This window comes from Variovorax sp. OK212 (assembly GCF_900112425.1).
In the GTDB taxonomy this organism is placed as follows: domain Bacteria; phylum Pseudomonadota; class Gammaproteobacteria; order Burkholderiales; family Burkholderiaceae_C; genus Variovorax.
In genome coordinates this window covers 303,294-320,538 of record NZ_FOLP01000003.1, presented here as the reverse complement: position 1 = coordinate 320,538, position 17,245 = coordinate 303,294, and the positions used below count along the sequence as shown (strand labels likewise).

Annotated in this window: 21 protein-coding genes; 3 read left to right on the top strand and 18 right to left on the bottom strand. The window is 66.2% G+C overall.

Annotated elements, in window-relative coordinates:
- Positions 1-35: 35 nt before the first annotated feature.
- From BM004_RS12000 to BM004_RS11975, 6 genes are read right to left on the bottom strand one after another with little or no spacing between them, the layout of a single operon-like run.
- Positions 36-356 (bottom strand): non-heme iron oxygenase ferredoxin subunit, encoded by a 321-nt coding sequence (locus BM004_RS12000; RefSeq protein ID WP_093122176.1) that lies wholly within the window; start codon positions 354-356, stop codon positions 36-38.
- Between the two features lie 23 nt (positions 357-379).
- The gene (locus tag BM004_RS11995) at positions 380-1,366 is read right to left on the bottom strand and encodes a Bug family tripartite tricarboxylate transporter substrate binding protein (protein WP_093122179.1); all 987 of its coding nucleotides are present in this window, start codon (positions 1,364-1,366) and stop codon (positions 380-382) included.
- On the bottom strand, positions 1,363-1,731 hold the full coding sequence (locus tag BM004_RS11990) for a chorismate mutase (protein ID WP_093213484.1): 369 nt from the start codon (positions 1,729-1,731) through the stop codon (positions 1,363-1,365). Before BM004_RS11990 ends, BM004_RS11995 begins: the two co-directional genes overlap by 4 nt.
- Before the next feature lie 15 nt (positions 1,732-1,746).
- On the bottom strand, positions 1,747-2,229 hold the full coding sequence (locus BM004_RS11985; protein ID WP_093213482.1) for an aromatic-ring-hydroxylating dioxygenase subunit beta: 483 nt from the start codon (positions 2,227-2,229) through the stop codon (positions 1,747-1,749).
- Positions 2,226-3,491: an aromatic ring-hydroxylating dioxygenase subunit alpha gene (locus BM004_RS11980; RefSeq protein ID WP_093213480.1), complete on the bottom strand. Its 1,266-nt coding sequence runs from the start codon at positions 3,489-3,491 to the stop codon at positions 2,226-2,228. The genes BM004_RS11985 and BM004_RS11980 overlap by 4 nt, the downstream gene beginning before the upstream one ends.
- 54 nt (positions 3,492-3,545) lie before the next feature.
- Positions 3,546-4,535 carry a 2Fe-2S iron-sulfur cluster-binding protein gene (locus BM004_RS11975; protein WP_093122187.1) on the bottom strand — a complete coding sequence of 330 codons (990 nt, stop codon included), beginning with the start codon at positions 4,533-4,535 and terminating at the stop codon, positions 3,546-3,548.
- Positions 4,536-4,670: 135 nt separating this feature from the next.
- Here BM004_RS11975 and BM004_RS11970 point away from each other — a divergent pair, with 135 nt between their 5' ends.
- Positions 4,671-5,585 carry a LysR family transcriptional regulator gene (locus BM004_RS11970; protein ID WP_093213478.1) on the top strand — a complete coding sequence of 305 codons (915 nt, stop codon included), beginning with the start codon at positions 4,671-4,673 and terminating at the stop codon, positions 5,583-5,585.
- Here BM004_RS11970 and BM004_RS11965 read toward each other — a convergent pair.
- Positions 5,582-6,115 (bottom strand): endonuclease V, encoded by a 534-nt coding sequence (locus BM004_RS11965; RefSeq protein WP_218152686.1) that lies wholly within the window; start codon positions 6,113-6,115, stop codon positions 5,582-5,584. The two genes, BM004_RS11970 and BM004_RS11965, sit on opposite strands and share 4 nt — an antisense overlap.
- A gap of 1 nt (position 6,116) precedes the next feature.
- The gene (locus tag BM004_RS11960) at positions 6,117-6,803 is read right to left on the bottom strand and encodes a 2'-5' RNA ligase family protein (RefSeq protein ID WP_256219867.1); all 687 of its coding nucleotides are present in this window, start codon (positions 6,801-6,803) and stop codon (positions 6,117-6,119) included.
- Between the two features lie 149 nt (positions 6,804-6,952).
- On the opposite strand from BM004_RS11960, the gene BM004_RS11955 reads away from it, so the two are divergent.
- A complete protein-coding gene (locus tag BM004_RS11955; protein ID WP_177206488.1) occupies positions 6,953-7,561 on the top strand; it encodes a porin family protein in 609 nt (202 codons plus the stop codon).
- Between the two features lie 37 nt (positions 7,562-7,598).
- On the opposite strand, the gene BM004_RS11950 is transcribed toward BM004_RS11955, so the two are convergent.
- From BM004_RS11950 to guaB, 10 genes are all read right to left on the bottom strand, one after another.
- Positions 7,599-8,246 (bottom strand): nitroreductase family protein, encoded by a 648-nt coding sequence (locus BM004_RS11950; RefSeq protein ID WP_371269459.1) that lies wholly within the window; start codon positions 8,244-8,246, stop codon positions 7,599-7,601.
- A 453-nt stretch (positions 8,247-8,699) separates the two neighbouring features.
- Positions 8,700-8,984, bottom strand: coding sequence for a type II toxin-antitoxin system RelE/ParE family toxin (locus BM004_RS11945; protein WP_093213472.1), 285 nt, complete (start codon positions 8,982-8,984; stop codon positions 8,700-8,702).
- Entirely contained in the window at positions 8,981-9,274 is a 294-nt protein-coding gene (locus tag BM004_RS11940; RefSeq protein WP_093213470.1) for an antitoxin of toxin-antitoxin stability system, read from the bottom strand. Before BM004_RS11940 ends, BM004_RS11945 begins: the two co-directional genes overlap by 4 nt.
- A 127-nt stretch (positions 9,275-9,401) precedes the next feature.
- Positions 9,402-11,777, bottom strand: coding sequence for a TOTE conflict system archaeo-eukaryotic primase domain-containing protein (locus tag BM004_RS11935; RefSeq protein ID WP_256219866.1), 2,376 nt, complete (start codon positions 11,775-11,777; stop codon positions 9,402-9,404).
- Positions 11,752-12,303, bottom strand: a complete 552-nt coding sequence (locus BM004_RS11930) for a hypothetical protein (protein WP_093213466.1) — start codon at positions 12,301-12,303, stop codon at positions 11,752-11,754. Before BM004_RS11930 ends, BM004_RS11935 begins: the two co-directional genes overlap by 26 nt.
- A 2-nt stretch (positions 12,304-12,305) precedes the next feature.
- Positions 12,306-12,458 carry a hypothetical protein gene (locus tag BM004_RS41400; protein WP_177206487.1) on the bottom strand — a complete coding sequence of 51 codons (153 nt, stop codon included), beginning with the start codon at positions 12,456-12,458 and terminating at the stop codon, positions 12,306-12,308.
- Positions 12,459-12,613: 155 nt separating this feature from the next.
- Entirely contained in the window at positions 12,614-14,230 is a 1,617-nt protein-coding gene (gene guaA / locus BM004_RS11925) for a glutamine-hydrolyzing GMP synthase (RefSeq protein ID WP_093213464.1), read from the bottom strand.
- An 11-nt stretch (positions 14,231-14,241) separates the two neighbouring features.
- Entirely contained in the window at positions 14,242-14,676 is a 435-nt protein-coding gene (locus tag BM004_RS11920) for a type II toxin-antitoxin system VapC family toxin (protein ID WP_177206486.1), read from the bottom strand.
- A complete protein-coding gene (locus BM004_RS11915; RefSeq protein WP_093122201.1) occupies positions 14,673-14,921 on the bottom strand; it encodes a type II toxin-antitoxin system Phd/YefM family antitoxin in 249 nt (82 codons plus the stop codon). The genes BM004_RS11920 and BM004_RS11915 overlap by 4 nt, the downstream gene beginning before the upstream one ends.
- A gap of 175 nt (positions 14,922-15,096) precedes the next feature.
- Positions 15,097-16,566, bottom strand: a complete 1,470-nt coding sequence (guaB, locus tag BM004_RS11910) for an IMP dehydrogenase (RefSeq protein WP_093213462.1) — start codon at positions 16,564-16,566, stop codon at positions 15,097-15,099.
- A 128-nt stretch (positions 16,567-16,694) separates the two neighbouring features.
- Between guaB and BM004_RS11905 the strand changes: the two genes are divergently transcribed.
- Positions 16,695-17,228, top strand: a complete 534-nt coding sequence (locus tag BM004_RS11905) for a DUF4124 domain-containing protein (RefSeq protein ID WP_093213460.1) — start codon at positions 16,695-16,697, stop codon at positions 17,226-17,228.
- Positions 17,229-17,245: the final 17 nt, after the last annotated feature.

Below are 17,245 nucleotides of genomic sequence, written 5' to 3'. Positions count from 1 at the left end.
CAGATACAGACCACCCCGATCGGAGCCGGAACAGATCAGCCCTCGAACGCCAGGAACACCCGCCCGCCCTCGATCTTCACCGGGTAGCTGCGCAGGTCTTCCGTGAGCGGCGCGCACATGGCCTTGCCCGTGCGCACGTCGAAGCGGCCCTGGTGCAGCGGGCATTCGATTTCATGGCCCTCGAGAAAACCGTCGCACAGCCGCGCATGGCCGTGCGTGCAGATGTTGTCGGTGGCGTGAATGCCATCGTCGGTGCCGTACAGCGCAATGTCGCGCCCCTGCACCTCGATGCCCACCACGTCGTCGGAGGGAACGTCGTCGACCGCCGCGGCGTCGACCCAGGTCATCGTGCTCATTCTTGTGTCCTTGCTCGTGGGGTTCAGTTGTCGGGCTTGATGCCGGCGCGCTCGATCACGGGTTTCCAGCGGCGCAGTTCCTCGCCCATGAACTTGCTCAGCGCCTCGGGCGTGCTGCCCACGGGGTCGAAGTACGCGGTCTGCAGGCGTTTGAGCGTCTCGGGCTCCTTCAGCGCCGCGGCAATCTCGCGGCTCATGCGCTGCACGATCTCGGGCGGCGTGCCCTTGGGCGCCATGTAGGCGAACCACGGCACGGCCTGGATGTCGGGCAGGCCCGACTCGCGCAGCGTCGGCAGGTCGGGCAGCAGCGCCGAGCGTTCGGCCGAGGTCACGGCCAGCGCCTTCAGCCGGCCCGCCTTGGCCTGCGGCATCACCGTGACCGGCGGCAGGCAGGCGTACTGCACGTCGCCCTGGATGATGGCCGTGACCGCCTGGCCCGACGACGCATACGGAATGTGCACCGCGAAGGAATTGGTCTTGAGCTTGACCAGCTCCACGCCCAGGTGCGAGATCGAGCCATTGCCGGTCGAGGCAAAGTTGAACTTGCCCGGGTTGCGCTTCATGGCGTCGAGCCAGCCCTTCACCGAGTCGACGTTCATCGAATTCGACACCGCACACACGTTGGGCGTGGTGGCCGCGAGCGACACCGGCACGAGGTCCTTGAACGGGTCGTACGGCAGGTTCTTGTAGAGGATGGTGTTGTAGACCAGCGGCGCGTTCACCGACAGCAGGAAGGTGTAACCGTCGGGCTGCGCCTTGGAGACCTGGTCGGTGCCGGTGTTGCCGCCCGCGCCGGGCTTGTTGTCGACGATCAGCGGCTGGCCGATGCGCGCGGCGAGCTTGTCGTTGACGATGCGCGCGAGGATGTCGGGCGACGAGCCGGCCGCGAACGGCACCACGATGCGGATCGGGCGTTGCGGCCATTCCTGCGCCTGGGCGGCAACCGCCATGGCGGTTGCGGTGAGGGCCAATGCGTGGCTTGCGAGGCTTGCGAGGCGAGCGAACGTCATGGCTTCACCTCCACATCGGCCATGCCCTGGTGGTCCTGCTGCTCGCGCGCGATGAAGCCCGCGATGAGCGCGCGGTAGGCGGCCTCGACCACCTCGGGGTAGGCGCCCTCCTTCCGGGCCAGCGCCTTCACCTTGTCGATCACTTCCTGCTGGCGCTGCGGCGCCGACACCTGGAAGGCGTCGCGCTTGAAACGCGCCGCGTCCTTCACGTAGCGGCCGCGCTCGGCCAGCAGCGCGACGATCTGGCGGTCGAGCCTGTCGATGTTCTCGCGCACCCCGGCGAGGTTGGCGCACAGCGGCACGTAGGCCGGGTCGGTGAAGCGGCGCAGCGGCGCGCCGTGTGTCTCTGGTTCTTTTTCTTGCATGGCTCTGGTCGGATGTCAGATGGGGTAAATGATGGAGTTCGGGATCATCTCGCTGTCGAACACGCACAGGCGCGTGGCGAACTTCAGGCCTTCGGGCGTCGGCACCACGGTGTCGATGTAGCGGCCCACGTTGAACACGGTCGAAGGCCCGTCTAGCTTGGTGCGGAACACCGCGTAGTTGGCCTCGCTGTGAACCGCGCCGTCGTCGTCGACCTGGTGCACCAGCGGCAGGCCGACCACGTGGCGCTGGTAGTACGGGTCGTGGAACAGCGTCTCCTTGATGCCGTAGACCCGGTCTTCCAGCATGCCCCGGCTCTCGAACGAGAGCGTGGCCAGCGGCAGGTTGCGCTCGTGGTTCTCGCGCGGCTGCAGCCGGTAGCTGCATTGCTCGATGAAGAACGTGGGCCACAGCTCCCAGTTGCCCGAATCGACCGCGTGCGCATAGGCCGCGTAAAGGCGCGACAGTTCGAGGTAGGCGTTGGCGTCGAGGGTCTTCATGCTTCCATCACCTCGCGCCAGTAGCGGTACATGCCGCGAATGAGCGTCTCGGTCACCATGTGGTCGGTGTTCTCGACCTCGCGCCCGCCCAGCTCAGCCAGCGTGCGGTGGAAGGGCTTCTGCTCGAAGCCCTGTTGCGAGAACTCGATGACCTCGCCGTCGTCGGCCGACACGAAGCCCGCCGGCCCGAACAGGTTGGCCTGGCGCAGGCGGCGCTGGGTCATTTCCTCCGTGTCTTCCTCGAAGCCGAAATGCGTCCACACGAAATCGAAGGCGTCGTGGCCCACCGGCTGGATGTGCCGGGTCGACACGCTGTTGACCTGCTGCTGCAGGATCAGGCTCGGGAACAGCGTCATCAGCACGGCTGTCGGGCCCTTCCACCATTCCTCGGGCACGATGTCGAGGAAGCGCGGGTCCTTCAGCTGCATGCTCTCCTTGAAGCTCGACACTTGCGTGACCTGAGCGACTTGTGCGGCCTTGCCGCCGGTGCCGCGCGTGGAGATCATCGCGGCGTGGCGCCCGTGCGCGTCCATCTTCAGCTCCGACTTGTTGTCGGCGCGCCAGAGCCCGAAGGTGACGAACCAGGTGTGCAGCAGGCCCGGGTGGTACGGGTCCTTGATGTTCTCCTGCATGAGCTTCCAGTTGCCAGGAATGCGCTGGCGGCTGTAGCCCAGGATGGTGAGCTTGCGGCCGTCGAACAGGCGGTCGAAGTAATGCAGGATGTCCGGCCCGAGGAAGTCTTCGAGCGACTCGATCTCATGGTCGAACGACGCGAACACCACGCCGCCGCGCGACGCCACCTTGAGCTTGGTGAGGCCGTGGTCCTCGGTCTTGAAGTCGGCCGGCATGCCGCCGTTGACCTTGCCGTCCTGCTTCACGCCGCGGCGAAACGGCACGCCCTGCAAGTCGCCCTTGAGCGTGTAGTTCCACTGGTGGTAAGGGCACACGAACTCCTTGCGGTTGCCGTGCCGCTCGCGGCAGAACTGCATGCCACGGTGCGCGCAGACGTTCTCGAAGACGTGGATCACGCCGTCCTGGTCGCGCGACATGACGACCGAGCGCTCGCCGATGGCGGTGCGCTTGAAGTCGCCCGGGTTGGGAATCTCGGCTTCCAGGCCGACGTAGCACCAGTGCTTTTCGTAGAAGAAGCGCTGCAGCTCCTTCTTGTGCAGCGTCTCGTCGGTGTAGGCCATGAAGGGAATGCGGCTGCTCTTGTCGCTCTCCCATTTCAGCTCGATGGGGAACACGGCTTGCGTGGTCATCGCGGGTCTCCTTTTTTCTGTCGTTCTGTCGTTCTGTCGTCGAATCTCTTGGCCTCAGGTGCCTTGCAGGTAGAAGGCGTCGGCATGCGTCTGTTCGGGTGCAAGGCCCCTGCCCCGCACCAGCTGCGTGACGGCCTCCACCATCGGCGGCGAGCCGCACAGGTAGGCGCGCCAGCCGTCGAGGTTGCCCGGCCAGTCGGCGCGGATGGCGTCGGTGATGAGGCCCACGCGCTGCTTGTCGCGCGCCGGGCCGGTGACGACCACCACGTGCACGTTCAGGCCCGGGTGCAGCGCCTGCAGTTCGCGCAGTTCGGCCAGGCCGTAGACGTCGGCGTCCGAGCGCACGCCCAGGTAGAGGTGGATGGGTTGCGTGAGCCCGGCCGCGATGGCACCGCGCACGATCGACAGGATCGGGGCGAGCCCCGTGCCACCGGCCGCGCACAGCATCGGCCCGCGGTGCTTCGTGCGCAGGTAGGCGGTGCCCAGCGGGCCGCTCACGCGCACCGAATCGCCGATGCGAAGCTGCTCGAAGATGTGCGCGGTCACGCGCCCGCCAGGCACCCGGCGCACATGGAATTCGAGCTCCGCGTCGCGGCTCAGGCCCGCCATCGAGTAAGGCCGCGCCAGGTCGGGCGCGAACTGCAGCTGCGCGTACTGGCCCGGCGAAAACTCCAGCGGCTTGTTGGGCTTGAGGCGCAGGCGGCGGATGTCGTGGGTCAGCTCGTCGATGCCGGTCACGCTCGCCTTGAGAATGCGCGCCGGATGCACCACGACCTCGTCGGGCTCGGGGATCTCGATGGCGCAACTTTCGGTCAGCGTGGCCTGGCAGGCCAGCACATAGCGCTCGCCCTGCCCGTCGGGGCGGATCGCGTCCTGCCCGGCATCGAGCACCTGGCCCGACACCACCTTGCAACGGCAGGTGCCGCAGCGGCCCGACATGCAGCTGTACGACACGGGCACGTGATGCTCGCGCAGCACCTCGAGCAGGTTCGCGCCGGGGCGGACCTCGAGGGTGCGGGAAAGGGGGTGTATGTGCAGGTCCATCGGGGGGCTCTCTTGCGCCGGTGTCATGACCGGCTTGTCTCTTGGGGGCGATGATGCGCGGCGCGTGCCGATTGACCAATAGAATTTGGTGAATCCTCTTCATCACTGCCGTGAATAAAGGTACAAGGGCAAGCCATGCAACTCAAGGACATCGACCTCAACCTGCTGCTGGTGTTCGACCGCATGCTGGCCGAGAAGCGCGTGTCGGCCGTGGCCGAATCGCTGGGCCTGTCGCAGCCCGCCATCAGCAACGCGCTGGCGCGGCTGCGCAAGCTGCTGGGCGACGAGCTGTTCCTGCGCACCGCGCGCGGCATGGAGCCCACGCCCTTCGCGCTGCAGCTGGCCGAGCCGGTGGCCTATGCCATGGGCGCGCTGCACACCGCCCTCAACCAGCAGGTGGTGTTCGACCCCGCCACGAGCACGCGCAGCTTCACGCTGGCCATGACCGACATCGGCGAGATCTACTTCACGCCGCGGCTCATGGAGGCGCTGTCCGTCGCGGCGCCTGGCGTGACCATCAGCACGCTGCGCAACAACACCGCCACCCACCTGCGCGACGAGCTGGAAGCCGGCCATGTCGACATCGCCATCGGCCTGCTGCCGCAACTGAAGGCGGGCGTGTTCCAGCGCCGGCTGTTCCTGCAGCGCTATGTGTGCCTTTTCTCGAAGGAGCACCCGCTGGCGCGCAAGCGCAGCGTGTCGCTCAAGGACTTCGGCGCGGCCGACCACGTGCAGGTGCAGGCGGCCGGCACGGGCCACGGCAAGGCCGACGACGTGATGGCGGCGCAGGGCATCCAGCGGCGCATCCGGCTCAAGGTGCCGCACTTCGTGGCCATCGGCCACATCCTGCGATCGAGCGGCATGATCGCGACCGTGCCCGAGCGGCTGGCGCAGAGCATCGCCGAGCCCTTCGGGCTGGTGTGGCGCCCTCACCCGGTCGCGCTGCCGCAGATTGCCATCAACCTGTTCTGGCATGCGAAGGCGCACCGAGATCCGGGCAACCAGTGGCTGCGCGGATTGCTGTTCGACAACTTCGCGGATGGGGACTAGATGGCCGGCCTGACCTGATCCGGCATTGCCGCGTGGCGCGCAAGCTGGTCGACCGCGCGCAGCAAGGTCGGCACGCGGTACGTGCCGTGCATGCGCTGCACTTCTTGCGCGGCCAGCGCCACATCGATGCCGATGGCCGTCACGAACAGCGGTGAGCCGCTCTGCCCGCGCCGCACTTCGACGGCGTCGGTCGCGCTGCGGTAGGCCGTCTTGGCGACGCCGACCACGGGCACCTTGCGTTCGAGCGCCTCGTGCAGGTGCGCACCCAGGCCCGGATGGCCCTGCCCCAGCGACACATAGCCGTCGACGATGACGATGTCCGCCTGCGGACCGTCGCGCAGCACGCCGCGCAGGCACGGCAACTCGCGGCGATAGAACTCGCCGGGCTCGTACGCGGCCACGCCGCTGAAGCCGGCGACGGCCTGCGTTTCTTCGATTTCCGCGGTCCAACCGCGAAACCAGATGCCCGCCGCCACGGCCACGTCGGCGCGGTAATCCACGTCGAGGCAGACCAGCAGCGGCGCGTCCATGTCAGGCCCCTGCCGTGCCGAGACGCGCGGGGGACAAGTCTGGCAAGTCGTGCGGCAAGTTGGGCGCATTGGGCCAGCGGCCCAGCACCTCGTGCACGCCCTCGCCGACATGGCTGTCGATGAGCACGAGCGAGCCCGCGGTCCACCGCACCGGCGCTTCGAGCGCATGCTTCTCGAGCTTGCGCCGCGCATAGGCCACGGTCATGTGCGGCGTGAACGAACGCGGGGGCTTCAGGCCGGCGTCGGCCAGCGCCTCGCCCAGTCGTTGCCTGAACGACCTGAGCGCGGAAACATTCTGCTCGTCTTCGGCGCACAGAACCAGCGCACCCTTCGCGAAGCTCATGGCTTTCTCGAAGACGATGTCGAAGGCGGGCACGGGCACCGAGGCGGCGGCGGTCGAAGCCTGCGCCACCAGGCTGGCCGGCACCTGCGCGTGGCCGCCGAGGTCGAACAACGTGACGTGCAGTCGATGGGCCTCGACCAGCGTGCCTTTCAGTGCGTGTTGCGAGTTCATGCGCTCGCCGAGCGCGGCGATCGCGGTGGCGTCCGGGGTGTGAGGAACCAGCGCGAGAAAGAGTGTGTGCGGCGGTGGTTCCTTGCGAAGCACCTTGCTGCGGGAGCGCGGCAGTGGCCGCGGCGGGGGATCGATTCCGGGAAGAAAAAGCTGTTCTGGCATTGCCCCGATCATCGCCCATCGAAGGCGCGCTTCATGCGCTCTTCAGCAAGCGCCAAGTTCTTCTTCAGATTGGATTTCGAGAATCGTCGCACGGCGGTGGCCGGCCAGACAGCCGGTTGCCGGTCGCAACGATCTCAACAGCTCCAACCAGGAAATTCACCTTGACGCATTCGCATGCCCTTTCCGTTTTCGCGGCCCTGCTGCTCGGCACCGCCGCCGTCGGCGCGCACGCCGCCGGCCCCAACGCCGACACCGGCATCTACGTGGGCGGCGCCATCGGCAGCTCGAGCTTCAGTCTCTCGTCGTCCAACAGCGCTCCCGTGCCGTGGGGCGGCGAAAAAAGCAGCAAGGCCGGCACGGCCTACAAGCTGTACGGCGGCTACCGGCTGACGGAAAACTTCGGCGTGGAAGCCGGCTACGCGCGCCTGGGCCGCGTGAGCCAGTGGTCGTCCGTCGGCGGGTACGCGCGGCTGCAAGGCGGCTCGGGCCAGGCCCTCTATGCCGCGGCCACCGCGCGGCTGCCGCTGGGCGACGCGTTCGCGATCAACGGCCGCCTCGGCGTGTCGCGCGGGCGCATTTCGGGCGGCGACAACTGGGTGCCGGGCAACCAGCGCATCTCGGGCAGTTCGACGGGCGTCATGGCGGGCTTTGGCGCGGAGTACCGCGTGACGCAGAACCTGGCGATCACCGCGGACTACGACTACTTCGGCAAGCTGTCGAAGCAGGCCAAGGGCGGGATGCTGACGGTGGGCCTGAAGGCGAGCTTCTAGGCCGCACCGCGCCAGCGCTAGCGCCGGCCTGACGCGCCTATCGCGCGGCTGCCGTTTCCGCGACGTTGTGCGCGGCCGATTCGCCGGTCCACTCGCGCACGAAGGCCGGCGGCGCGTGGCGCTCGGGCGCGCGCGTCGCCTCCTTCGGCGTGCCGGCGTAGAGAAAGCCCAGCAGACGGTCCGCGTCCTGCAGTCCCAGCGCCTTTTGCACATGGCGGTCGTAGCTGTTGAGCCCCGTGGCCCAGAAGCCGCCGTAGCCCAGCAGGTGCAGCGCGTTGAGCATGTTCATGGCGGCGGCGCCGACGGCCAGCACCTGTTCCGACTCGGGCACCTTGTGCGGCGCCTGCACGCGCGCGCAGATGGCGATGAGCACGGGCGCGGCCATCGCCTTGCCGCGAAAGCGCTCGCCGTCGTCCAGCGGATCGCGCAGCTGCGCGGCCTGCGCAAAGACATTGCCCAAGGCCAGGCGCGCGTCGCCGCGGATGACGACGAAGCGCCACGGCTGCAGTTGCCCGTGGTCGGGCGCGCGCAGTGCGGCCTGGAACACGAGGTCGAGTTCTTGCGCGGACGGCGCGGGCTCGGTCAGCGGCCACGGCGAATGGCGCTCCAGCAAGAGGCCCAGGGCCTGGCGCTGTTGGGAACGAAGCGTAGAAATATCCGGGTGCATGTCAGCGTCCTTCGAAATGAGAAGGCCGCCCCACGACAGATGGCAGGCGCTGCGAAGGTTTCAGTGGCGGGCTGGCTCGCTGATGCGAGGTGGCTGGCATCCGGCATATGCGCTGAGCGAGGCCGGTGCACCATCGTTCGACAGGGCGACGAACAGCGGTCATCGTATGCGATGGGGCATTGCCCACGCGCGCGGTGCGTGTAAGTCGGCCGTGTTCAGCCGGCGTTCTACTGGCTTCTGGCGTGCGTTGTGCCTGCGTTGTGCGGCCGCGTTTTCAGCAACGCCCGGTGCGCATCGAAATGATCCTGCGCCCAGGGCACGGCGGCGTGCCGTGCCCGTGCTTCAACTCACTCCCACTCGATGGTTTCCGAGGGCCGGAGACCCCCATGGATGCTTGCTTTGAGGGGTTGGGGCATCGTACTTTACCGTCACTTCTACCGTCAAAAACCGAGCGCTTTTTCTGAACTCCGTTCACGGCCGGGTCCGTGGCCACAGGCGAGCGGTATGCACCAAGGTCAGGATCCAGACGGTATCCGCCTGCACCTCATAGACCAGCCGATAACTCTCGTGCGGGATCAGCTCGCGGGTGCCAGGAATCTGTCCAGGCCGTCCCATCAGCGGGTGATCGGCCAGTCGCCCGACAGCTGCCGAGAAAGTCTCATCCATGCGAATGGCGGCGAGCGGGTTGTCCTGCGCGATGAAGTCGACGATGTCGGCGCGGTCTTGCTCTGCGGACAGGGTCCACAGGATCCTCATGCGTCAGTGCCGACAGCCTTGGCCCGCAGTGCAGTGCGACGGGCAGCAACGCGGGCCTCGACATCGGCGTCACTGGTGTATTGGCCGGACACGATTTGCGCGCGCGCCGTGTCGACCTTGGCGCGTAAGAACGCGTCGTATTCACGGGCCTGCCGTTGACGCTCGACGAACTCGCGCATGAGCTCGCGCACCACCTGCGACGCCGGGCGGTGGCTGGCCTCGGCCTCGGCCATGAACGCGTCGCGTAACTCCGGCTCCAGCTTCATGGTGAACATTGCTTCTTTGGACATGACCGGCTCCGGAAACGCTGATACTGACGAAGTATATACAACGTCTATATTTAGGGCCATGCTGCGCCGCCTATATTGGCCTGCCCGCCCCCTGCAGTTCAAGCGCACCTGAATCTGCATCAGCGCATCAAAGCAGGCTTTCGTTCGGCACGGTGCCGGCCTCAATCCGATATCCCATCGCTCGGTAGCCGCGCTGACGCTTGTCCCACATACGCAGCAACGCCGGGTGGCCGGTGTCCACGAAATCGATGATCTTCACGTCGGTCTTGCTGGCGTGCACCCGGTGCAGGCGCCCGGCGTACTGCTGCAGTGTGCCTTTCCAGGACACGGGCATGGCGAGAACCAGCGTGTCCAACGGAGGGTGATCAAAGCCCTCGCCGACCAACTTGCCGGTCGCTAGGAGGGCGCGCGGCGCGCCGGGCGCCAGGGCTTCAACGCTTGCCACCAGCGCCGCACGCTGCTTTCTGGACATCCGGCCGTGCAGTACGAATAGTGCCGACCCAAGGCCGCCGAGGACTGCCTCGATGGCGTCTAGGTGCTCCGTACGCTCGGTCAGAACCAGCACCTTGCGGCCCTGCGCGAAGGCGTCGCGCACCTCGGCGGCGATGGCCTCGGTCCTGGCCTGATCATTGGCAAGATGCCGAAAGACGTCCTGGATGCCGGCACCTTGCGGCAGATCGATCCGGACATGGCGGGACCGCGGCACTACCTCCAGGTCGTGCGGCGCTCTGGCCGGCGTGGCCGCCGTGTGGCGGATCGGCCCGCACTGCATGAAGATGATCGGCTGCTGGCCGTCACGACGGATCGGGGTCGCCGTCAGGCCAAGCACATATTTGGCCTTGGTCCGCTTGAGGATTGCGTCGAAGGAGACTGCGCCGACATGGTGGCATTCGTCGACGATCACCTGACCGTAGTCCTCGACAAGCGGCATCACCTCCCCCCGGCGGGATAGGGACTGCATCACGGCAATGTCGATCCTGCCGGTCGGCTTGGCCTTGCCGCCGCCGATGGTGCCAACCACGCCCTTACCGACACCCAGAAAGGTCTGCAGCCGCTCTTTCCACTGCTTCGCCAGCTCGGTGCGGTGCACCAGCACCAGGGTGTTGACGCCCCGGCGCGCGATCATCGCGGCGGCAGTGACCGTCTTGCCGAAGGCTGTTGGGGCGCACAGTACGCCAGAATCAAAGGGTAGCATCGTGGCGACAGCAGCCTCCTGATCTGGACGCAGATTGCCGACGAACGACACGTCCAACGACTGGCCGCTGAAGCGCTCGTCTCGCAGGTCGCAGGCGATGCCGTTCCCCCGCAGCAGCGACAGCGCAGCGTCCAGACATCCGCGGGGCAACGCGATGTGCTGCGGGAAGTTCTCGGCGCAGCCGATGACACGCGGCTTGTCCCATACTGACATCCGCATCGCCTGCGCCTTGTAGAACTCGGGGTTTTGGAACGCCGCCAAGCGGATCAGGCGATTGGCCAGGGGCTGAGAAAGCTGCGCCTTTTCGAAGTAGATCAGGTTGGCCAGGGTCAGTGTCAGCGAGTGGGGCATCGACCCCGTCAGCTTCTTCGACGCGGTGCTCTGGCGTATCCACGGCGTAGCCAAGTCCTCGTCATCAATGAAGGTAACGTCCAGCGGATGGGCGCCACCCGTGGCACGCAGGATGGTCGGCTCGATGTCGTGCGCGTCCATGAGCTGGATCGAGGCCAGCAACGCCCACTGGTCCGGGTACGCACGCAGCTCGGCATCGACGAACACGCTGAAGCCTTTGTCCCTCGGGCCTTTCTGCAGCGGCAGCGCGATCAGGTTGCCAAACCCGCCCTTGGGCATCGTGTCCTGGTTCGGGAACAGCCGGTCGTAGGACGCGAGCTGGAGCTGCCGCTTGCGCGCGCAGGTGTGGCTGATGATGGCCGTGCCCAGACGGCGGGCATCACGAGCCGACACGCGGCCGACAAAAAACACCCAGGCATGGGCGCCTTGGCCGGATCGCGAAACCTCCAGCGCTGCCGGTACGCCCAGCTCCGCGCAAGACAACATGAACGCCTGCGCATCGTCCTGCCATTCGGCCTCGTCGAAGTCGACGGCCAGGAAATGGCAGCTATCGTCCTCCAACAGCGGATACACCCCGACCGTGTGCTTGCCGGCCAGGTGGTTGTAGATCACCATGTCCGACAGCGGGACTAGCAGACGATTGCCGCAGTCTCCGCACTTGATGCGCGGCTTCTCGCACACGCCGGCGCGCCACTCGTTCGCGCACGCCGGCGCGTAGCCCGACTTTCCCGTGGTCTTGCTTTCCCATCGGACGGGGAACACATCGGTGCGGCCACGGAAGAGCCGTCGAAAGATGGCGACCTTCTCGTCGGTGGAAAGCCTTGATGGATCAGCGGGTGTTGGCGACGGCTGCGGATTTGCGCGCCATTCGATGCCCTGCGATTCGAGCAGCGCAATCAGTCGGCTGTTCTCCGCGCGCAGCGCGGTGAGCTCATCGCGGTCCGCCATCGAATCCATGTTCGACCAGCAGTTCGTCCATCTCGTCACCGACGCCGTAGCCCAGGTTGTGGCCGAGGTGTCGGACAGCATCCAGGCGCCCTAGCAGTCCGGACCGACGATCCTCGGGCAACGTACCAATGATCTTCAAAGCCTGTGCGAACATCCGCACCAGCGCGTCGAAGTAACCCTCGTCCTGCAAACCGACGTCGCTACTGAAGCCCGCCGCGCGCTCGCAGAAGAACACCATCAATTCGGCTAGGCCCTCTGGCTGGCCGGCGGCCTTCTTGTAATCCGCAATGGCCTTCTTGGCCTTGGCGACCGAGGTGTCCTGATTCTTGAACACGTCTGGCCACAACCAGCGGTCGATGGTCGTCGTGTAAGGCTTTAGCAGATCGCCGCCGAGACCGAACCGGGAATGCAAAAAGGCCTGGTTTTCCTTGTTGGCGGCGTAGAGGTCTTGCACCAGGCCGAGCAATCCCGTGCGGTCGAAGTCGGCGAGCTTGTCCTTGACGTCGCTCCAACTCGGCGCTTTCCTCGTGGCCATGCTCACGTGTTCTCCGGCTTCAGCAGTTCCTTGGGAGCATCCTCCAGCGCCAGTACGGGGTCTCGTTCTGAACGAGCGAATGGCGGTAAAAGATCGGCGTCAATCCAGCAACGCCGGGATGCCGTCAAAAATACCGTCAGAAAGTAGCGCTGCATGCTTCGCTGATTCCTTCAGGAAGGGGCCTTTGCTGCAACAAAAAACCCAAATCATTCAACAGCTTAGAGCTCTCGAGAGGCACCATCGATGTCGTGTTCACGGACATCATAATTTGATCTAAGTTGTTGATTTATATAGATATTATCCGCACCCCTCACTCCCACTCGATCGTCGCCGGTGGCTTGCTCGAGACGTCGTAGGTCACGCGGTTGATGCCGCGCACTTCATTGATGATCCGGCCCGACACCTTCTTGAGCAGCGCGTACGGCAGCTCGGCCCAGTCGGCGGTCATGAAGTCGCTGGTCTGCACGGCGCGCAGTGCCACCACGTAGTCGTAGGTGCGGCCGTCGCCCATCACGCCCACGCTCTTCACGGGCAGGAACACGGTGAAGGCCTGGCTCGTGAGGTCGTACCAGGTCTTGCCGGTCTCGTCCTTGAAGTTGCGCAGCTCCTCGATGAAGATCGCGTCGGCGCGGCGCAGCAGGTCGGCGTATTCCTTCTTCACTTCACCCAGGATGCGCACGCCCAGGCCCGGGCCGGGGAACGGGTGGCGGTACACCATCTCGGGCGGCAGGCCGAGCGCCACGCCGAGTTCGCGCACTTCGTCCTTGAACAGGTCGCGCAGCGGTTCGAGCAGCTTCAGGCCGAGCTGCTCGGGCAGGCCGCCCACGTTGTGGTGGCTCTTGATGGTGACGGCCTTCTTGCTCTTGGCACCGCCGGACTCGATGACGTCGGGGTAGATGGTGCCTTGCGCCAGGAAGGTCGCGCCCTTGTGGCCGCCGTCGCCGGCCTTGAGCTTCGCTGCTTCCTGCTTGAACACGGTGACGAATTCGCCGCCGATGATCTTGCGCTTGGCTTCGGGGTCGCTCACGCCGGCGAGCTTGCCGAGGAACAGGTCGCTGGCGTCGACGCGAATCACCTTCGCATTGAGCTTGCCCTCGAACATCTCCATGACCAGGTCGCCCTCGTTCAGGCGCAGCAGGCCGTGGTCGACGAACACGCAGGTCAGCTGGTCGCCGATGGCGCGGTGGATGAGCGCGGCGGCCACGCTCGAATCGACACCGCCCGACAGGCCGAGGATGACTTCTTCGTCACCCACCTGCTCGCGGATCTTCTGCACGGCTTCGGCGATGTGGTCGCGCATGACCCAGTCGGGCTTCGATTCGCAGATGCCCAGCACGAAGCGCTCGATCAGCGCCTTGCCCTGCACGGTGTGCGTGACTTCGGGGTGAAACTGCACGCCGTAGTAGCGGCGCGCCTCGTCGGCCATGCCGGCGATGGGGCAGCTGTCGGTGCTGGCCATGAGCTTGAAGCCCGGCGGCAGCTCGGTGACCTTGTCGCCGTGGCTCATCCACACGTTGAGCATGCCGTGGCCTTCGGGCGTGGTGAAGTCGGCGATGTCCTTCAGCAGCGCGGTGTGGCCGTGGGCGCGCACGGCCGCAAAGCCGAACTCGCGCTTGTGGCCGCCCTCGACCTTGCCGCCCAACTGGTGCGCCATGGTCTGCATGCCGTAGCAGATGCCCAGCACGGGCACGCCGAGATCGAACACGGCCTGCGGGCACTTGTCGGTGGTTTCCTCGTACACGCTGGCGTGGCTGCCCGAAAGGATCACGCCCTTCAGGTGGCCGTCGGCGGCGTATTCGCGCACCCATTCGTCGGTGACGTCGCAGGGGTGCACTTCGCTCAGCACATGCGCTTCGCGCACGCGGCGTGCGATCAGCTGGGTGACTTGCGAGCCGAAGTCGAGGATGAGGATCTTGTCGTGTTGCATGGCGTTGGGACTCAGAGCGTTGAAATGTCGAGCAGCCTGACGCCCGCTTGCGGCGCAGCCTGGATGAGTCGCTCGTCGAAGGTGGCGAGCGGAAGGTTGAGCGATTTTGCGAGCCAGAGGTAGCCCGCGTCGTACTGGGACACGCCCGCGTCGATGGCCACGGCCAGCACGGCCTTGTGCTGCGCGGGGGCGAGATCGTGCAACTCGACACGGTGGCGGATGGCGTCGAGCACGCTCCACAGGCCTTCGACGGCCGAAGACGGGATGCGGCCGCTGCGCACGCCGTTGGCGAGGATGTTGGTGCATTCCCACTGCCAGGCATTGGGCGCCTGCGGCTCGACCTCGTCGCGGCGGATGGCGGCGTAGAGCTTGCGGGTGTGTTCGCTGGCCATGTCGGGCAGCAGCCAGGCGGCGGTGACCGAGGCGTCCATGACGAAGGCCGTCATGGCTGGCGCCCTTCGTCGCGCAAGGCGCTCAGGGACAAGCCGGGCTGGATGGTGGCGTGCAGCGCGTCGATCTGGCCGAGCTCGCGCTGGATCTGCTCGTCGGTGATGACCGGCTTGCGGCGCACCGGCAGCATGCGAACGACTTCCTTGCCGTGGCGGGTGATGCGAACCTCCTCGCCCTTTTCGACCAGGTCGATCAGGGCCGAGAAGTTGTTCTTGGCTTCAGCGATGCCGATGGATTGCATTTGGGCCAGAAAAATTGAATCTGGCCCAAATTCTAATCCCAGTCTGGCCTGACTTTCAAGGTCTGGCCAATATGGGGCCAGCCTAGCGCCGGCCGCCCCAAGGCGGCTTACGGCCCCCTTGGCCCCTTCTGGTGCAGCGCCCCACACGCAACGGGGGCGCCTGGGGGCCACAACATTACTCCGCGCGGTAGTTTGGCGCTTCCTTCGTGATCTGCACGTCGTGGACGTGGCTCTCACGGATACCGGCCGTGGTGATCTCGACGAACTCGGCCTTGTTCTGCATGTCCGCGATGGTGGCGCAGCCGCAGTAGCCCATGCTGGCGCGCACGCCGCCGGCCATCTGGTAGACGATCGAGACGATCGAGCCCTTGTAGGGCACGCGGCCTTCGATGCCTTCGGGCACGAGCTTGTCGGTGTTCGGGTTGCCGGTGGTCGACTCCTGGAAGTACCGGTCGGCGCTGCCCTGCTGCATCGCGCCGATGGAGCCCATGCCGCGGTAGCTCTTGTAGCTGCGGCCCTGGTACAGCACGATTTCGCCCGGTGCCTCTTCGGTGCCCGCGAACATGCTGCCCATCATCACGGTGCTGGCGCCGGCCGCAATGGCCTTGGCGATGTCGCCCGAGTAGCGCACGCCACCGTCGGAGATCAGCGGAATGCCCGTGCCTTGCAAGGCGGTGGCGACGCTGTCGACCGCCATGATCTGCGGCACGCCCACGCCGGCCACGATGCGCGTGGTGCAGATGGAGCCAGGGCCGATGCCGACCTTGACCGCATCGGCACCGGCGTCGGCCAGTGCGCGCGCGGCGTCGCCGGTGGCGATGTTGCCGCCGATGACGTCGACCTGCGGATAGTTCTTCTTGACCCAGCGCACGCGCTCGATCACGCCGGCGCTGTGGCCGTGCGCGGTGTCGACCACGATGGCGTCGACGCCGGCCTTGACCAGGGCTTCGACGCGCTCTTCGGTACCGTCACCCACGCCCACTGCAGCGCCCACGCGCAGGCGGCCGTTGGCGTCGCGTGCGGCGTTGGGGAAGCTGGTCTGCTTGGTGATGTCCTTGACGGTGATGAGGCCCTTGAGCTCCCAGTCGCCGTTGATGACCAGCAGGCGCTCGAGCTTGTGCTTGTTCAGCAGCGCCTTGGCTTCGGCCAGCGTGGTGCCGTCGGGCACGGTGATGAGCCGGTCGCGCTGCGTCATGATTTCGCTGACGGGCACGTCGTAGCGGTTCTCGAAGCGCAGGTCGCGCCCCGTGACGATACCGACCACCTTGCCGCCGTCGATCACCGGGAAGCCCGAGATGCCGAGCTGGTCCGACAGTGCCATCACCTGGCGCACCGAATGCGTCGGCGTGATCACCACCGGGTCGCGCAGAACGCCCGACTCATAGCGCTTCACCCGGGCCACCTGGGCGGCCTGCTCTTGCGCGGTGAGGTTCTTGTGAACGATCCCGATACCGCCTTCCTGCGCGATGGCGATCGCGAGGCGGGCTTCAGTCACGGTGTCCATGGCCGCCGAGACGAGCGGCAGGTTCAGCGTGATGTTTCGGGAGAATCTGGTGGCGAGGGAAGTGTCCTTGGGCAGGACCTGTGAGAACGCTGGCACCAACAACACGTCGTCGAAGGTGAGCGCTTTGCCAAGAAGGCGCATGGGTGAAGCTCCAAAAGACGGATTGTAACGAGGGCCTTGGGTGCTTTGCTGGCGCGGGCTTTTTCCGAGCGTTGCAAAACCACCCAATGTGGATGTTGCTAAAAGTAAGGCCCGGCTAAACTTCGGGGATGAAAATCGTGCACTGGCTGGTACTGGGATGTGTCGTTGCGCTGCCGCTGTCGGCCAGCGCCCAATGGCAATGGCTCGACAAGAACGGCAAGAAGGTCTTCAGCGACCAGGCGCCGCCGCCCGATGTTCCCGAGAAGAACATCCTGCGCCGTGTCGGCCCGCCGCCCAAGGCGCGCTCGACCGCGAACCCGAACGTCGATGCCCCGCCGCAGGCCGAAGGCACGGAAGATGCCGCAGCGGCACCCAAGCCTGCCGCTGCAGGCCCGAAGCCCACCGGCGTCGACAAGGATCTCGAGGAGAAGACCAAGAAGGCCGAAGCCGAGGAAAAGGCCAAGCAGGCCGCCGAAGCCGCCAAGATCGCCAAGGCCAAGGCCGACAACTGCGCCCTCGCCCGCCAAGGCAAGGCCACCGTCGACAGCGGCATCCGCATTGCAAAGGTCAATGCGCAGGGCGAACGCGAAATCATGGACGATGCCGCCCGCGCCGCGGAGCAGAAGCGCCTTCAAACCGTCATCAGCAGCGACTGCAAGTAAGCCTGGGCCAACCGGAC

What these genes read in the sequence shown, in the direction of transcription:
- BM004_RS12000 (WP_093122176.1), bottom strand. Translation starts at nt 356, where the DNA reads ATGAGCACGATGACCTGGGTCGACGCCGCGGCGGTCGACGACGTTCCC.
- BM004_RS11995 (WP_093122179.1), bottom strand. Translation starts at nt 1,366, where the DNA reads ATGACGTTCGCTCGCCTCGCAAGCCTCGCAAGCCACGCATTGGCCCTC.
- BM004_RS11990 (WP_093213484.1), bottom strand. Translation starts at nt 1,731, where the DNA reads ATGCAAGAAAAAGAACCAGAGACACACGGCGCGCCGCTGCGCCGCTTC.
- BM004_RS11985 (WP_093213482.1), bottom strand. Translation starts at nt 2,229, where the DNA reads ATGAAGACCCTCGACGCCAACGCCTACCTCGAACTGTCGCGCCTTTAC.
- BM004_RS11980 (WP_093213480.1), bottom strand. Translation starts at nt 3,491, where the DNA reads ATGACCACGCAAGCCGTGTTCCCCATCGAGCTGAAATGGGAGAGCGAC.
- BM004_RS11975 (WP_093122187.1), bottom strand. Translation starts at nt 4,535, where the DNA reads ATGGACCTGCACATACACCCCCTTTCCCGCACCCTCGAGGTCCGCCCC.
- BM004_RS11970 (WP_093213478.1), top strand. Translation starts at nt 4,671, where the DNA reads ATGCAACTCAAGGACATCGACCTCAACCTGCTGCTGGTGTTCGACCGC.
- BM004_RS11965 (WP_218152686.1), bottom strand. Translation starts at nt 6,115, where the DNA reads ATGGACGCGCCGCTGCTGGTCTGCCTCGACGTGGATTACCGCGCCGAC.
- BM004_RS11960 (WP_256219867.1), bottom strand. Translation starts at nt 6,803, where the DNA reads ATGATCGGGGCAATGCCAGAACAGCTTTTTCTTCCCGGAATCGATCCC.
- BM004_RS11945 (WP_093213472.1), bottom strand. Translation starts at nt 8,984, where the DNA reads ATGAGGATCCTGTGGACCCTGTCCGCAGAGCAAGACCGCGCCGACATC.
- BM004_RS11940 (WP_093213470.1), bottom strand. Translation starts at nt 9,274, where the DNA reads ATGTCCAAAGAAGCAATGTTCACCATGAAGCTGGAGCCGGAGTTACGC.
- BM004_RS11935 (WP_256219866.1), bottom strand. Translation starts at nt 11,777, where the DNA reads ATGGATTCGATGGCGGACCGCGATGAGCTCACCGCGCTGCGCGCGGAG.
- BM004_RS11930 (WP_093213466.1), bottom strand. Translation starts at nt 12,303, where the DNA reads ATGGCCACGAGGAAAGCGCCGAGTTGGAGCGACGTCAAGGACAAGCTC.
- BM004_RS41400 (WP_177206487.1), bottom strand. Translation starts at nt 12,458, where the DNA reads ATGCAGCGCTACTTTCTGACGGTATTTTTGACGGCATCCCGGCGTTGC.
- guaA (WP_093213464.1), bottom strand. Translation starts at nt 14,230, where the DNA reads ATGCAACACGACAAGATCCTCATCCTCGACTTCGGCTCGCAAGTCACC.
- BM004_RS11920 (WP_177206486.1), bottom strand. Translation starts at nt 14,676, where the DNA reads ATGACGGCCTTCGTCATGGACGCCTCGGTCACCGCCGCCTGGCTGCTG.
- BM004_RS11915 (WP_093122201.1), bottom strand. Translation starts at nt 14,921, where the DNA reads ATGCAATCCATCGGCATCGCTGAAGCCAAGAACAACTTCTCGGCCCTG.
- guaB (WP_093213462.1), bottom strand. Translation starts at nt 16,566, where the DNA reads ATGCGCCTTCTTGGCAAAGCGCTCACCTTCGACGACGTGTTGTTGGTG.
- BM004_RS11905 (WP_093213460.1), top strand. Translation starts at nt 16,695, where the DNA reads ATGAAAATCGTGCACTGGCTGGTACTGGGATGTGTCGTTGCGCTGCCG.